The following is a 14,216-nucleotide window of genomic DNA, read 5'->3' on the forward strand; positions in this document are numbered from 1 at the left end:
CGCCGGTCGGCGAAGCTTTCGGCGAGAACAGCGAGGCCAGCATGTCCAGCGATGATGATCTTCCCGAAGACAGTAAGCTCACCAAGACCAAGTCGCGCTGGGCCGAACTCGGCAAATTTCTCACCGGGCAGCTGTCGCGGCCCGAGGATGCCCGGCTGCCGCCTGGCCAGCACCTGGTGAAGAACTGGCCGATCCTCGATCTCGGGCAGACGCCGAACGTCTCCAAGGAGGTCTGGCGCCTTGATATCGCCGGTCAGGTCGAGCGCCCGCAGACGTGGTCGTTCGACGATCTGATGGCGCAGCCGCAGGCCGACAAGCTCAACGATATCCACTGCGTCACCAGTTGGTCGCGCTACGACAACCACTGGAAGGGCGTCACCACGCACCAGCTGATGGATGCGGTCGGCGTAAAGCCGGAGGCGCGTTTCGTGCTGTTCACCTCGAATGACGGCTACACCACCAACATGGCGATCGAGGATTTCGCCTCCGAGGACGCGCTGATCGCCCATACCTGGGAGAATGAGCCGCTCAGCCGCGACCATGGCGGGCCGGTGCGGCTGGTGGTGCCGCACCTCTATTTCTGGAAGAGCCCGAAATGGCTGAAGCGCATCGAGTTCGCCGAGCGCGACCATCGCGGCTTCTGGGAAGTGCGCGGCTATCACAACCACGCCGATCCGTGGAAGGAAGAGCGCTACTCCTGATCGAGCCGCCGGAGCGCTTCGACCAGAACCAGCCGGTCACGTGTCCTCTGCAGGGCGGTATTCCGCACCAGCACCACTCGTGCATCGGCGACGTCTAGCGTCACCGAAAAAGCCTGGAGCGACGGCGGCTTGCCGGTGGCCGGACCGAGGACCCGTCGAACGCGGCGTACCGAAGCCGGCCGTATCCGCCAAGGGAGCGGCACGCCGATGTGATAGGACGTGCCACCCGCGGCGAGGGTCCGTTCGACCTCGGCAACGGTCAGATGCGGCCCGATCTCGCCATCCTCGGCCACCTTGCGATAGAAGCCACCGACCTGCGGGCGTGCTTCGGTCGCCCCCACGAGATAGGCCGGCAGCGCCTCGCGGGCCAACCGGCGGCAGGCGGCAGCGTGCTGCGCCACCCACATGGTATAGCTCCGTGCCGCGGCGTCGTAGGGCAGCGACCTTTGGGCGATAATCGGTCCCTCATCGATACCGGGGGACAGCACATGCGCCGTGACCCCGGAACAGGTGTTCTCCTTGCCGTCAAGCAGTGCGCCGAGCAACGGCGTAGGCCCTCGATAGGCTGGCAGCAGCGAGGGATGGAAGTTCACCGCACGATTACCGAACAGATCGAGCAGTCTGGGCGGCACGATCATCATGGTCATGCAGGTGATCAGCGTATCGACGCCGAGTGCGGCAATAGCCGTTTCAGCGTCGGCCCAGTCACGCAGGCGCGGCACCGTGACGGCGGGGATGGCGTGGCGCTGCAGCAGCAGCCGAGCGCTCCAGCGCGGTGAGATGACGTCGCCCAATCGCAGCCGCGTGGCTGGATTGGCCGACGTCCAGAACGCGGCAACCGTATTGCCGCTCTCGAGCCAGCCGCGCAAGGCGGCCGAGGCGAGCAAACTATCGGCGCCGATGAAGAGCGCCCGGGCCGTGTCAGCCGCCCGTAAAATCGCGCTTGCCGATCGGCACGCCGTTATGGCGCAGGATCGCGTAGGCCGAGGTGATGTGGAAGAAGATCTGCGGCACGGCGTTGAGCGTCACGTGCTCAATGGCCGGAACCTGAGTGTCCTCGCCGCGCACTTTCAGCGTCAGCATCTTGGCTTCGCTGCCGGCCAGATCGGCCTCGGAGAAGGTTGCCACGAACTCCAGCGCCTTTTTCAGCCGGGCGCGGAGGTCGGCCAGGCTCGTCTCGTTGTCTTCCCAGCTCGGCGGGGTGCGGCCGGTCAGCCGCGCCAGCGTGAACTTGATGCGGTCGGTGGTCGATTGTACCTGGAACGACAGCGGGTGCATGTCGGGCGCCAGCCGCGACGACACCAGCACCTCCGGCTTGATCTTCCGTTCGGCGGCATTGGCCTCGGCCTTCACCAGGATGGCGTCGAGGTTGTTGAGGTAGCGCGTGAACACCGGAACGGTGATCGCGTACATGGAAAGCGACATAACTAGTCCTCAGGGTTTGATCAGGCTGGAAATCACCAGCTGTGGTCGACGCTGCGCTCGCGCGGCTCGGGCTGGGCGATGGAAGGCCAGTAATAGTCCTCGGGCAGGACCACCTGGAAGTCATAGGTAACGAGTTTGTCGCCATCGACGGCAATGGCGATCGAATGGGCGCCGACGGGATCGCCCGGCGCAACGCACCAGCTATGGCTGAACCAGCCCTCGCCGTCGAGTTCGGGCGTAAAGGTACGGGTCGCAACTTTGCCGTCGGCCGAAACATCGATGCCATCGTCCGGGTCGGTCGCGAGCGTCCCCCAATCCTCGAGCGGCACCGGCAGGCTGAGGATTTCGGTGGCGGTTTTGGGCGCGGGGCCCTCGGCCAGCCGCACATACCAGTTGTAGCAGGCGTTTCCCGCCAGCAGCGGCACGACGGTATCGTTCAGCACCTCGTCTTCGCCGGCATAGCGGAAGGTAACCTGGAACACCGAATCGACCATCTCGGCCGCCAGCGCAGGAACACTGCCGGAGACCAGAAGAACCACGAGGATCGGCAGTTTCCGGTGCATCTTTCCTCCCATTCGTGGGCCGGACCTTAGCCCGCCATCCCGGGCTTCGGAAGGGGATTTGACTGTGAAGTGGCGTGGTGGTCCCCTGCCCTCACATCCTGGAGCCAAGCACATGGCCGAGCAGAAGACTGTGCCGACCACAGCCGACGTCGGGGCATTCCTCGCCGCAATCGAGCAGGAACAGCGCCGCGCCGACGCGGCGCGGCTGGTCGAGCTGATGTATGCCCGCACCGGCGAGCCGCCCCAGATGTGGTCTGGCGGGATCGTCGGCTTCGGGCAATACCACTACCGCTACGCCTCTGGGCACGAGGGCGATTCCTGTCTCGTCGGCTTCTCGCCGCGTAAGTCAGAATTCAGCATCTACCTGGTGGGCATATACTTTCCCGACAGCACGGACACCGCGCGGCTGCTCCTCGACAGGTTGGGCAAGCACAGGATGGGCAAGGCGTGCCTGTACGTGAAACGCCTGAGCGATATCGACGAGGCCGTGCTTGGCCAGCTCGTCACATTGTCCGTTACCAAGCTTCGCGAACACTACGCGTGGACCCGCGAACCTCTCGGTAAGCATTGATGTAATGTGCGGGCTTCGGTCATATTGTCCTCCGTTTCAAGGTGTTAGCCTCGCAACCGCGGACGTTGCCGACCTCCGGCAGCGCATTGGAGAAAGCCTCATGAGCGTCGTTCGGTATCTTGCCGGCGTGGTCGCCGGCCTCATCATCATCCTTGCCAGCCTCACCCCAACTTACGCGCAAGACATGGAAACGCGGGTGATCGTGCCCGACGTACCCGGCGGCGCCCTGTTCACCGGCTGCTACCAGGTGCAGCAGCGCCTTTACGGCCCCTATCGTATGACGTTCTGCCTCGAGCAGCGCGGTACCTACACCGTGCGTGGCGGCGGCGTGCGCTGCGACGGTCGCCTGACCTGGAGTGCCCGTGGTCGTGACATCAACATTCAGTTGAAGCGCACCTCATGCGGCAACGGCGTCGCCTGGAGCGCCGACCGCATGACCTGCCGCGGCGGCAACCTGCTGCCGGCTTTCCTCGCGCAGATCATCGTTCCCGACCTGCCGGTGCTGCAGACACTGCGCTGCACCTACACCCCCTCGGTTTCGAGCGAGCGCCCGACGCAGATCACTGCCCGTCGCGTCGACTGACATCGCCGGCGGGTCACCGACATCGCCCTGTCATCGGCACAAAATAAGAGGGCCACGAACCATTTCTGGTTCGTGGCCCTGAGAAGCGCCGGCCGCACTGTTGAGGGCTTGGGGGCAGCGGCGGGCAACTTCTCCTGCGTTCACCGGTGCATGGGTCGTTTGCAGTAGTCCGATGAACTCCACTCTAAGATGGGTGTGCTTTGCGGCATGAAAAGTGCCTTCACCGGAAGGTGAAGAACATGAACAGCTCGTAAGGTGCGCCGATTGCCCAACAGCCGCGAAGCCCCTATGGATGGGCTGCAAAGCGGTGCCTCGCACCGCCTTGCCAACGAGAAGAACATGGACACCATCACTCCCCCGGGTCTGCCGCAGAAGCCGTTTACCGATCCGCACGCCGCCTGGGCTTATGTCGCCGAAATCTACCACCGCAATACCGGCTTCATCCGTGAGCAACTGCTGGGCCTGACGCGCGGCCGCGTCCCCAAGGGGCGGGTGCGGGCGTTTTACCCGGAAGTGCAGGTCACCTCGCGCAGCTACGGCAAGACCGACAGCACCCTGCCCTATGGGTACCTGCATACGCCGGGTATCTACCGCACCACGATCACCGCGCCCGACCTGTTCAAGAACTACCTGATCGAGCAGTTCGAGGTGATCCTCAGGAACCATGGCGGCGCCATCGAAGTCGGCGAGTCTTCGACCCGGATCCCCTTGCATTTCGCCATTCCCTCGACCGAGCGGATCGATGGCGAGGCGATCAACGCCCTGCCGATCCCGCTGCGCGACCTGTTCGACGTGCCCGACCTGCAGGATACCGACGACGAGATCGCCAACGGCACGTTCGTGCCGCCGCCCGGCGGCCCCTATCCGCTGGCGCATTTCACCGCGCCGCGGGTCGACTATTCGCTGCAGCGGCTCAGCCACTACACCGGCACCGAGGCCGAGCATTTCCAGAACTTCGTGATCTTCACGAACTACGGCTTCTACATGGATGAGTTCGCCCGCGTGGCCGAACGCTACATGCAGGAGGGACACCCGGAATATGACAGTTTCGTCGAGCCCGGTGGGTTTGCAACGCTCAATCAGCGGCTCGGCGGCGGCACTTCCGGCCTCCGCGCCACGCGCACCCCGCAGATGCCGGCACTGCATCTGACCATGCCGCGCAACCGCGGCATCACCATCGTCAACATCGGCGTCGGGCCTTCCAACGCCAAGACCATCACCGACCATATCGCGGTGCTGCGGCCACATGCCTGGATCATGCTCGGCCACTGCGCCGGGCTCCGCAACTCGCAGGAGCTCGGCGACTACGTGCTGGCCCACGCCTACCTGCGTGAAGATCACGTGCTCGATGCCGACTTGCCGGTCACCGTGCCGATCCCGGCGCTCGCCGAAGTGCAGGTGGCTCTCGAAAAGGCGGTGGCCGAGATCACCCATCTCGAGGGCATCGAGACCAAGCGCATCATGCGCACCGGCACCGTCGCGACCTTCGACAACCGCAACTGGGAACTGCGTGACCAGGCCTCGATCACCCGGCAGCTGTCGCAATCGCGCGCCGTCGCCCTCGACATGGAATCGGCCACCATCGCCGCCAACGGTTTTCGGTTCCGCGTCCCCTACGGCACCCTGCTCTGCGTTTCCGACAAGCCACTGCACGGCGAACTGAAACTCCCCGGCATGGCCTCGGACTTCTATCGCACCCAGGTCAACCGCCACTTCCAGATCGGCCTGAGGGCGATGGAAATCCTGCGTGACCAGCCGCCGGAGCGGCTGCATTCGCGCAAGCTTCGGAGCTTTGCCGAGACGGCGTTCCAGTAGCGCTATTGCAATCAGAGGAGCGTAACCTATCCTCTAGGCAGGAGAGTTGAGATGCGCCCATCTGAAGTGCTTGAACAGAATCGCAAGCTGGTTCGCGACATGGTGGCACGCTCTCCAGCTCGCAACCCTCGGGTCTTTGGCTCGGTGCTCCACGGCACCGACACCGAAGATAGTGACATCGACATTCTCGTCGACGCGCCCGCGGGGACGACGATGCTGCATTTGATCGGCTTGGAACGCGAGCTTCGCGACCGGTTGGGTGTTCGAGTTCAGGTGCTCACGCCAGGTGATCTAGGACGTCGGTTCCGCGATCGAGTGTTGGCAGAGGCACAACCGATTTGAGCGACGAGCGGATCGCTAGTCATCTCGATGCAATCTACGACGCAGCTTCGGGTGCACCGGAGATCATCGAGCATCTCTCCAAAGCTGAGTTTCTGACAAACCGGACAGCGAAGCTGGCGGCGGTAATGACGCTGGTCATTATCGGCGAGGCGGCTGCTCGGATTCTTCAACAGCATCCCGAGTATGCGGCCAGCCACCCCGAGATTCCCTGGCCGAACATCCGAAGCATGAGAAATCGCGGGGCCCACGGATACGATGACCTCAACTTTGAGACTGTCTGGGACACCGTGACGAACGACCTGCCTGTCCTTGCTGCACAGACCAAGCTTCTGCTCGGCGAATTCGGCGGCCCCCTACCTCCTCAAATCGGTTCGTAGTCGATCTCGAGGAACTTCTCGACCTCGCGGTCCCAGCGCTCTTTCACGAACTTCACGTGCTTGGCATGCTCGTTGTAAGCCGTGTAGGCGGCCTGGTCGGCGAACTCCATCGAGAAGCCGAACTCGTAGTCGTTCTTCTTCGAGGTCTGCCGCAGTTGCTCGAATTTCTTGACGCCCGGGATTTCCTTCAGCACCAGCGCGTCGCGGAGGAAAGCCTTCTCCATCAAGGAACCGTGCGCGTGTTTCAAATTGAAGACTACAGTATGTCTGATCATCAGGACCTCTCCCCCAATGCAACCGCTTCGCTGGCGGCAATTGCCGTCATATTGACGATTCCGCGGCTGGTGGTCGAGGGGGCAAGAATATGGGCCGGGGCGCGCGGCCCCATCAGGATCGGGCCGACGGCCAGCGCGTTGTTCATTTCCTTGAGCAGCGTCATCGACAGGTTGGCGCTGTCGAGGTTGGGGAACAGCAACAGGTTTGCCTCGCCCTTCAGCACCGATTCCGGGATGTAGCGGCTGCGCAGCTCGTCGTTGAGGGCCAGGTCGCCCTGCATCTCGCCCTCGATGATCATCTCGGGCGCCACGGCTTTCAGCTTCTGGTAGGCCTCGCGCATCTTATAGGCGGTGTCGCCGTCGCGCGAGCCGAAGTTCGAGTAGCTGAGCAGCGCCGCTCGCGCTTCGATGTTGAAGCGCTTGAGGTGGTCGCGCGCCTGCAGCGCGATGGCCACCAGCTCGTCCGGAGTCGGATCCATGTTGACGTAGGTGTCGGCGAGGAAGAACACGCCGCGCGGCATGATCAGCATCGACAGCGCCGAAACGTCCTTCACCCCCTCCTGCAGCCCGATGATCGAGCGGATGTCGCGCACATGCTTGATGAATCGGCCCTGGAAGCCGCAGAGCATGGCATCAGCATCGCCGCGCTTCACCGACAGCGCCGCGATCACCGTGGTGTTGGTGCGGACGATCGTCCTGGCGATATCGGGGGTCACGCCGTTGCGGCCGACTAAGGAGTGGAACAGCTCGACATAATCGCGATAGCGCGGGTCGTCCTCGGGGTTCACCACCTCGAAATCGCGGCCCGGCTTGATGGTCAGCCCGAAGCGTTGCAACCGGCTTTCAATGACCTGTGGGCGGCCGATCAGGATCGGCAGCGCCATGCGGTCCTCGATCATCACCTGCGCAGCGCGCAGCACCCGCTCGTCTTCGCCGTCGGCAAAGGCGACGCGCTTCTGCTGGCCGATCACCTTGTCGATCACCGGCTTCATGACGAGGCCCGAGCGGAAGACGAAGCGGTTGAGGCTGTCGTGATAGGCCTGGAAATTGGTGATCGGGCGCTTGGCCACGCCCGACTCCATCGCCGCCCGCGCCACCGCCGGCGCGATGCGGAGGATCAGCCGCTGATCGAACGGGTTCGGGATGATGTGCTCGGGTCCGTACACCGCCGGCTGCCCCGAGGGCGACACTTCCAGCCCCGGATCATGCGCCAGCTTGGCGATCGCCTGGGCGGCCGCGAGCTTCATTTCCTCATTGATGGTGGTGGCGCCGACATCCAGCGCGCCGCGGAAGATGAAGGGGAAGCAGAGGACGTTGTTGACCTGGTTGGGATAGTCCGAGCGCCCGGTGCAGACCATCGCGTCGGGGCGGATTTCCTTGGCCACCTCGGGCATGATTTCGGGGTTCGGGTTGGCGAGCGCCAGGATCAGCGGATTCGGGCCCATCTTCTGCAGCATTTCGGGCTTCAGCGCCCCAGCCGCCGAAAGACCGAGGAAGATGTCGGCGCCGTCGATCACTTCGGCCAGGGTCGTAGCGTTCGACTGCCGGCAGAAGCGGCCGCGCCACTTGTCGTTGACGTCGTCGCGCTTGTCAGTCAGCAGTCCGTCCTTGTCGGCCACCCAGATGTTCTCGAGCCGGGCGCCCAAAGCGACGAGGATGTTGAGGCAGGCGATGGCCGCCGCTCCTGCCCCGGAGGTGCAGATCTTCACGTCCTCGATCTTCTTGCCGCTGAGCTCCAGCCCGTTCAGCACCGCGGCGCCGACGATGATCGCGGTGCCGTGCTGATCATCATGGAAGACCGGGATCTTCATGCGCTCGCGCAGCGCTTCCTCGATGGCGAAGCACTCGGGCGCCTTGATGTCCTCGAGATTGATGCCGCCGAAGGTCGGCTCGAGCGGCCGCACCACCTCGATGAATCTCTGCGGATCGGCCTCGTCGATCTCGATGTCGAAAACGTCGATGCCGGCGAACTTCTTGAAGAGCACGGCCTTGCCCTCCATCACCGGTTTACTGGCCAGCGCGCCGATATGGCCGAGGCCGAGCACCGCGGTGCCGTTCGAGATAACCGCTACGAGGTTGCCACGCGAGGTGTACTTGGTCACCGCCTCGGGATCGGCGGCGATCTCCTCGCAAGGGGCCGCCACACCGGGCGAATAGGCCAGCGACAGATCGCGCTGATTGCCGAGCGGCTTGGTCGCCTGAATCTCAAGCTTTCCGGGCTTGGGGAACTGGTGGAAATGCAGCGCGGCTTCACGCAGCGCCTTCTTCTGTTCGGTCAAGTCGGCAGACATAAACACCCTCCCGGAAACTCAGGAGTGAGTGCCACTAATCGAGGGCGATGAAAAGGCGGGGATCGAGGGAAACTGAAGGGGGATTTTCCTCCATCGCTTCCTCAACCACCGGGTCATCCCCGCGAAAGCGGGGACCTCCGTTTGCGATGCCTCGGTGCGCACAAAAACAGAGGTTCCCGCTTTCGCGGGAATGACTCCGAGTATGAGGCGGCAAGCCCCTAAGCTGCGCTCACCTGAACCAGCCCCGGCAGCACTACCGGGGCATTCAGAGCCCGCGCCAGATCGCGGAAAGCGCCGGCCTTGAGCGCTGGGGCGAAGAGATAGCCCTGCGCCTGCACCACGCCGCGCGCCCTCAGGTACAGCGCCTGGGCCTCTGTCTCGACGCCCTCGGCGACGATCTCGGTGCCGAGGTCGCGCGCCATGGCGATCAACCCGTCGAGCACCGGCACCGGTGCCCCCTCGGGTTTGATCATGTCGACGAACACCCGGTCGATCTTCACCACATCGACGCCGAGCGTCTGGAGGTACGCGAGGTTCGAGTGCCCGGTGCCGGCGTCGTCCATCGCGAGCTTACAGCCCAGCGCGTGCAGCCCGGCAATGACGCTCTGCGCCTGAGCCATTTTCTCGAGCGGCTTCCGCTCGGTGATCTCGAACACCAGTTGGCGGAAGCTGATCGGCGAGTTGGCGAAGATGGTGTGCACGTCGTCGACCACCGTGCCGTCGCGGAAATGGCCTTCGAACAGGTTGATCGAGACCTTGAGGTCCGGCATGTCGCCGCAAAGCGCGCTGAGGTCGGCTTTGACCTGCTGCATCAGGCTGACCGTCATCGGCAACGCCAGTCCGGTGACCTCGGCATAGTCGATGAAGGCGCCCGGCGGCACCACCTCGCCGTTCTTCTTCTCCCACCGGCACAGCACCTCGCAGCCGGCCAGCGCACCGGTCCGGAGATTGATCACCGGCTGGTAGTAGGGTTTCAGCTCCCCCGCGGCGATTGCCCGCTCGAGGTCGAAGGCCGGCAGGTCAGACCGGCGGACATATTGCAGGGCGAGAATCAGGAACGCCCCGCACATCAGAGCTGCTACCACGGTGAAGCTCGCGTCGAGATCGCCGTAGTCGGCCCGCACGATGGCGAACGGCACCGCCGCTGCGACACGGATCGGCAGTTCACCGGCAAAGCTTTCGGCGGTGACGAACTCGATATTGCCGCGATTATCGTAGGCCTTGGGGTCGCCGACGGTAACGATCTCCGCCCCGTCGGTCAGCGACACCCGCATCATCGAGGTCGGCTTCAGTCCGTTCAGCAGGCTATCCGGCTCGGCCGCCAGAATCGGCACGAAGGCCGAGACTTTTCGCGTCGTGCCGAAGGCCTGTGTCACCTTCAGCGCGGGCATCCGGAGGTCGGCGTATTTCGCCACCTCGAGGGTCTCGGTCTGGTTAGGCACCGACAGCGGGCGCGACAGCGGCGAGTATTTCACGTCCTTGCCGAGCGCGTCGCAGTACTGCACCCCGTCGGCATTCTCGACCAGCACCTGCTTCAGATAGAGGCTCACCTCCATCTGCCGATGCACGTTGGCAATGAAGCTCGGCGTACAGAGCGAAGGGCTCTCGGCAAGGATGCGCCGAAGCGACGAGATGGCGTCATAGGCCGTCGCCTGCACCCGGCTCGCCACTGCATCGACCGATTGCTGCAGCAGCGCCCGCTCGCGCACCCGCACGTAGGAATCGAGCAGGAAATCCACGGCCATGACCGGCAGGAACGCGGCAATGGCCGCGAGCAGCATCAGCACATGGACATACCTGGACTTCAAGCGAATCCGCCCCCAACGGAGATAGGCAACAAATGCCTAGCGGGCGGACTTTAAGAGAGTGTTAACGGTGATTGGCCGGCCGTCCCGGAATGGGACGGTGGTGGTTGGCGGCTGCCATCGCAAAACGGAGGTTCCCGCTTTCGCGGGAATGACCCGGTGGTTGGGACCGGGACGGGGACAACGACGCGGACCGACGCTCACACCCACTGAGTCATTCCCGTGAAAGCGGGAACCTCCGTTTGGGATATCGTCGCTCGCTAGGAAGAGAAGGGGCGCCCGGAGGCGCCCCTGAAACTCACTTCGTGTCGGCGATCACCCGCACGTGTAGCTCGCGCAGCTGCTTGGGCTCGGCCGGGCTTGGGGCGCCCATCAGCAGGTCTTCGGCCTGCTGGTTCATCGGGAACAGCGTGATCTCGCGCAGGTTCTGTGCGCCGCAGATCAGCATGACGATGCGGTCGATGCCGAAGGCAGCGCCGCCATGCGGCGGGGCGCCGTACTGGAAGGCGCGGTAGAGGCCGCCGAACTGCTCCTCGACCTCGGTGCGCGACTTGCCGGTCAGTTCGAACGCCTTGACCATGGTCTCGGGCAGCTGGTTACGGATCGAACCAGAGGCGATCTCAAAACCGTTGCAGACCGCGTCGTACTGGAACGCCTTGATGGTCAGTGGATCCTGACTGTTCAGCGCCTCGATGCCACCCTGCGGCATCGAGAACGGGTTGTGCGCGAAGTCGAGGCGCTTTTCCTCCTCGCTCCACTCGTAGAACGGGAAGTCGACGATCCAGCAGAGCTTGAACTGGTCGAGCTCAGTCAGGTTGAGATCGAGACCGATCTTCACCCGCGCCTCGCCGGCGAACTTGTACATCTTGTCCGGGCGGCCGAGCACGAAGAACACCGCATCGCCGTCGGCGAGGCCGAGCTGGGTGCGGATCGCCGCCGTGCGCTCTTCGCCGATGTTCTTGGCCACCGGACCCGAACCTGCCCCGTCCTTGAAGAAAATGTAGCCGAGGCCCGGCTGGCCCTGGCCCTGGGCCCAGGCGTTCATGCGATCGCAGAAGGCGCGGCTGCCGCCGGTCCTCGCCGGAATGGCCCAGACTTCTACCTTGGCGTCGCTGGCGATCTGGTTGGCGAACACACCGAACCCCGAGCCACGGAAGTGCTCGGTGACCTGCTGCATCTCGATCGGGTTGCGCAGGTCGGGCTTGTCCGAGCCGTACTTGCGGACCGCCGTGTCATACGGGATGCGCGGCCACTCCGTCGTCACGGGTTTGCCGTCGGCGAACTCCTCGAACAATCCTGATATCACCGGCTGCATGGTGTCCCAGATTTCTTCCTGGGTGACGAAGCTCATCTCGAGGTCGAGCTGGTAGAACTCACCCGGCAGGCGGTCGGCGCGCGGATCCTCGTCGCGGAAGCACGGCGCGATCTGGAAGTAGCGATCGAAGCCGGCCACCATCAGCAGTTGCTTGTACTGCTGCGGCGCCTGCGGCAGGGCGAAGAATTTGCCGGGGTGGATGCGGCTCGGCACCAGGAAGTCGCGGGCGCCTTCCGGCGACGACGCGGTGAGGATCGGGGTCGAGTATTCGGCAAAGCCGATATCGCCCATGCGGCGGCGCATCGACGAGATCACCTTGGTGCGCTTGACGATGTTGGCATGCAACGTCTCGCGACGCAGGTCGAGGAAGCGGTACTTGAGGCGAATGTCTTCGGGATAGTCCGGCTCGGCGAACACCGGCAGCGGCAGCTCGGTGGCTTCGCTCAGCACTTCGAGCTCGCGGATAAACACTTCGACCTGGCCGGTCGGCTGCTTGCCGTTGACCGTTTCGGGCGTGCGCTGCTTCACCTCGCCATCGACCCGGATCACCCACTCGGAGCGCACCGTCTCGGCCAGCTTGAACGCCTTGGAATCGGGATCGATCACCAGCTGGGTCAGCCCATAGTGGTCGCGCAGGTCGATGAACAGCAGGCCGCCGTGATCGCGGACGCGATGCACCCAACCGCTGAGGCGCACATTATTGCCCACGTCACCCTGACGAAGGGCGGCGCAGGTGTGGGTGCGGTAGCGGTGCATTTCACTCATCTCTTGTCTCTGAGGCAGGCGGATTTCGGGGCCGGACAAGCGCACGCGAGGGCGCAATTGTCAAGTTGAGCGGCCCCGATCCAGGGTGCAGGGAAGCACGGGAGGCCGGGCGGCCACGCCGAGCAACCGTGACTTATTCGCCACTCTGTGCTCGCCATTCGCGTGTCCCACTGTTATTCAGGTTTGGTAAGCCTTGTGACGAAAGAGTCTTGATGGAGCTCATTACTTCGACCGACGTGCTCGCCGCCTTTTCGAAGCGCGCCGCCGGTTATGATTTCGTGACGGTCGATACCGAGTTCCTGCGCGAAACCACCTACTGGCCGAAGCTCTGCCTCTTACAGGCGGCAACCCCCGACGAAGCGGTGCTGATCGACCCGCTCGCGCCCGGCCTCGATTTGTCGCCGTTCTTCAAGCTCCTCGCCAATGACAAGGTCCGCAAGGTTTTCCATGCCGCCCGGCAGGACATCGAAATCTTCGTCAAGCTGACCGGCAAGGTACCCGCCAATATCTTCGACACCCAGGTCGCCGCTTCCGTCTGCGGCTTCGGTGACAGCGTCAGCTACGACAACCTGGTCCGCTCGATCACCAAGGTCGAACTCGACAAATCCTCCCGCTTCACCGACTGGTCGGCCCGGCCGCTCTCCGAAAAGCAGAAGGTTTACGCCCTCGCCGACGTCACCCACCTGCGCGACGTCTATGCAGCGCTGCTCAAGCAGGTCGACGATACCGGCCGCTGGGACTGGGTGGAAGACGAGCTGGCGGTACTCGAGTCGATCCACACCTATGTGGTGCAGCCCGAGCACGCCTGGGAACGGCTCAAGGCCCGCCTCGCCAAGCCACGCGACGTCGCTGCGCTGAAGGCGCTGGCCGCCTGGCGCGAGCAACGCGCGCAGGATACCGACCAGCCGCGCAGCCGCATCCTCAAGGACGACGCGCTGATCGAGCTGGCCATGCAGCGCCCGCTCAACCCCGAGAGTTTCGACAAGCTGCGCGCCGTGCAGCGCGGCTATGGCCGCTCGTCGGCTGCCGGCGAGATCGTCTCGATCCTCAAGGATGTGGAAGCGCTGGGCAAGACCGACCTGCCCAAGTTGCCCGACCGCCACCGCGGCCCCTCGCCGAAGGGCGCTGTCGGCGACCTGCTGCGCGTACTGCTCAAGTCCGTCGCCGAGGACAACGGCGTCGCCTCGCGCATCATCGCCACCTCGGACGATATCGACGCGCTGGTGCTCGATGACGATGCGGACGTGCCGGCACTTAAGGGCTGGCGCCGCAAGCTGTTCGGCGACAAGGCGCTCGCCATCAAGCACGGCAAGCTCGGCCTCGCGGCGAGCAAGAAGGGCGTCATCGAGATCGAGATCATCGACGACGACGACGAAGAGTAGGGCCGA

General features: G+C 64.1%; 14 protein-coding genes. 7 read left to right on the forward strand and 7 right to left on the reverse strand.

The genetic code is table 11. The features are described 5' to 3' along the window. The first annotated feature begins 41 nt into the window (after positions 1-41). Positions 42-701 (forward strand): sulfite oxidase-like oxidoreductase, encoded by a 660-nt coding sequence (locus tag VW23_RS24150; RefSeq protein WP_069912041.1) that lies wholly within the window; start codon positions 42-44, stop codon positions 699-701. Here VW23_RS24150 and VW23_RS24155 read toward each other — a convergent pair. The 3 genes from VW23_RS24155 to VW23_RS24165 are packed head-to-tail and all read right to left on the reverse strand — an operon-like array spanning position 692 to position 2,689. Next, positions 692-1,588, reverse strand: a complete 897-nt coding sequence (locus VW23_RS24155; protein ID WP_069912042.1) for a formyltransferase family protein — start codon at positions 1,586-1,588, stop codon at positions 692-694. The two genes, VW23_RS24150 and VW23_RS24155, sit on opposite strands and share 10 nt — an antisense overlap. Before the next feature lie 34 nt (positions 1,589-1,622). Continuing rightward, entirely contained in the window at positions 1,623-2,126 is a 504-nt protein-coding gene (locus VW23_RS24160) for a DUF1993 domain-containing protein (protein ID WP_069912043.1), read from the reverse strand. Positions 2,127-2,158: 32 nt separating this feature from the next. Further along, positions 2,159-2,689 (reverse strand): hypothetical protein, encoded by a 531-nt coding sequence (locus VW23_RS24165; protein ID WP_069912044.1) that lies wholly within the window; start codon positions 2,687-2,689, stop codon positions 2,159-2,161. A 112-nt stretch (positions 2,690-2,801) separates the two neighbouring features. On the opposite strand from VW23_RS24165, the gene VW23_RS24170 reads away from it, so the two are divergent. The 5 genes from VW23_RS24170 to VW23_RS24190 all read left to right on the forward strand — a co-directional run bounded on the left by VW23_RS24170 (position 2,802) and on the right by VW23_RS24190 (position 6,377). Continuing rightward, the gene (locus VW23_RS24170; protein WP_069912045.1) at positions 2,802-3,260 is read left to right on the forward strand and encodes a DUF1801 domain-containing protein; all 459 of its coding nucleotides are present in this window, start codon (positions 2,802-2,804) and stop codon (positions 3,258-3,260) included. A gap of 100 nt (positions 3,261-3,360) precedes the next feature. Next, entirely contained in the window at positions 3,361-3,843 is a 483-nt protein-coding gene (locus VW23_RS24175; protein WP_069912046.1) for a hypothetical protein, read from the forward strand. A 339-nt stretch (positions 3,844-4,182) separates the two neighbouring features. Continuing rightward, positions 4,183-5,658, forward strand: a complete 1,476-nt coding sequence (locus VW23_RS24180; protein ID WP_069912151.1) for an AMP nucleosidase — start codon at positions 4,183-4,185, stop codon at positions 5,656-5,658. Between the two features lie 51 nt (positions 5,659-5,709). Next, positions 5,710-6,000, forward strand: coding sequence for a nucleotidyltransferase family protein (locus VW23_RS24185; protein ID WP_069912047.1), 291 nt, complete (start codon positions 5,710-5,712; stop codon positions 5,998-6,000). Further along, positions 5,997-6,377: a HepT-like ribonuclease domain-containing protein gene (locus tag VW23_RS24190; RefSeq protein WP_069912048.1), complete on the forward strand. Its 381-nt coding sequence runs from the start codon at positions 5,997-5,999 to the stop codon at positions 6,375-6,377. The genes VW23_RS24185 and VW23_RS24190 overlap by 4 nt, the downstream gene beginning before the upstream one ends. On the opposite strand, the gene VW23_RS24195 is transcribed toward VW23_RS24190, so the two are convergent. The 4 genes from VW23_RS24195 to aspS all read right to left on the reverse strand — a co-directional run bounded on the left by VW23_RS24195 (position 6,362) and on the right by aspS (position 12,819). Continuing rightward, entirely contained in the window at positions 6,362-6,652 is a 291-nt protein-coding gene (locus VW23_RS24195; protein WP_069912049.1) for a Dabb family protein, read from the reverse strand. The two genes, VW23_RS24190 and VW23_RS24195, sit on opposite strands and share 16 nt — an antisense overlap. Further along, entirely contained in the window at positions 6,652-8,943 is a 2,292-nt protein-coding gene (locus VW23_RS24200) for an NADP-dependent malic enzyme (RefSeq protein WP_069912050.1), read from the reverse strand. Before VW23_RS24200 ends, VW23_RS24195 begins: the two co-directional genes overlap by 1 nt. 218 nt (positions 8,944-9,161) lie before the next feature. Further along, a complete protein-coding gene (locus VW23_RS24205; RefSeq protein WP_141728480.1) occupies positions 9,162-10,751 on the reverse strand; it encodes an EAL domain-containing protein in 1,590 nt (529 codons plus the stop codon). 295 nt (positions 10,752-11,046) lie between these two features. Continuing rightward, complete coding sequence (gene aspS / locus VW23_RS24210) at positions 11,047-12,819, reverse strand: aspartate--tRNA ligase (RefSeq protein WP_069912052.1); 1,773 nt, start codon at positions 12,817-12,819, stop codon at positions 11,047-11,049. A gap of 221 nt (positions 12,820-13,040) precedes the next feature. Here aspS and rnd point away from each other — a divergent pair, with 221 nt between their 5' ends. Continuing rightward, entirely contained in the window at positions 13,041-14,210 is a 1,170-nt protein-coding gene (rnd, locus tag VW23_RS24215; RefSeq protein WP_069912053.1) for a ribonuclease D, read from the forward strand. Positions 14,211-14,216: the final 6 nt, after the last annotated feature.

It is taken from the genome of Devosia insulae DS-56 (assembly GCF_000970465.2).
Taxonomy (GTDB): Bacteria; Pseudomonadota; Alphaproteobacteria; order Rhizobiales; family Devosiaceae; genus Devosia_A; species Devosia_A insulae.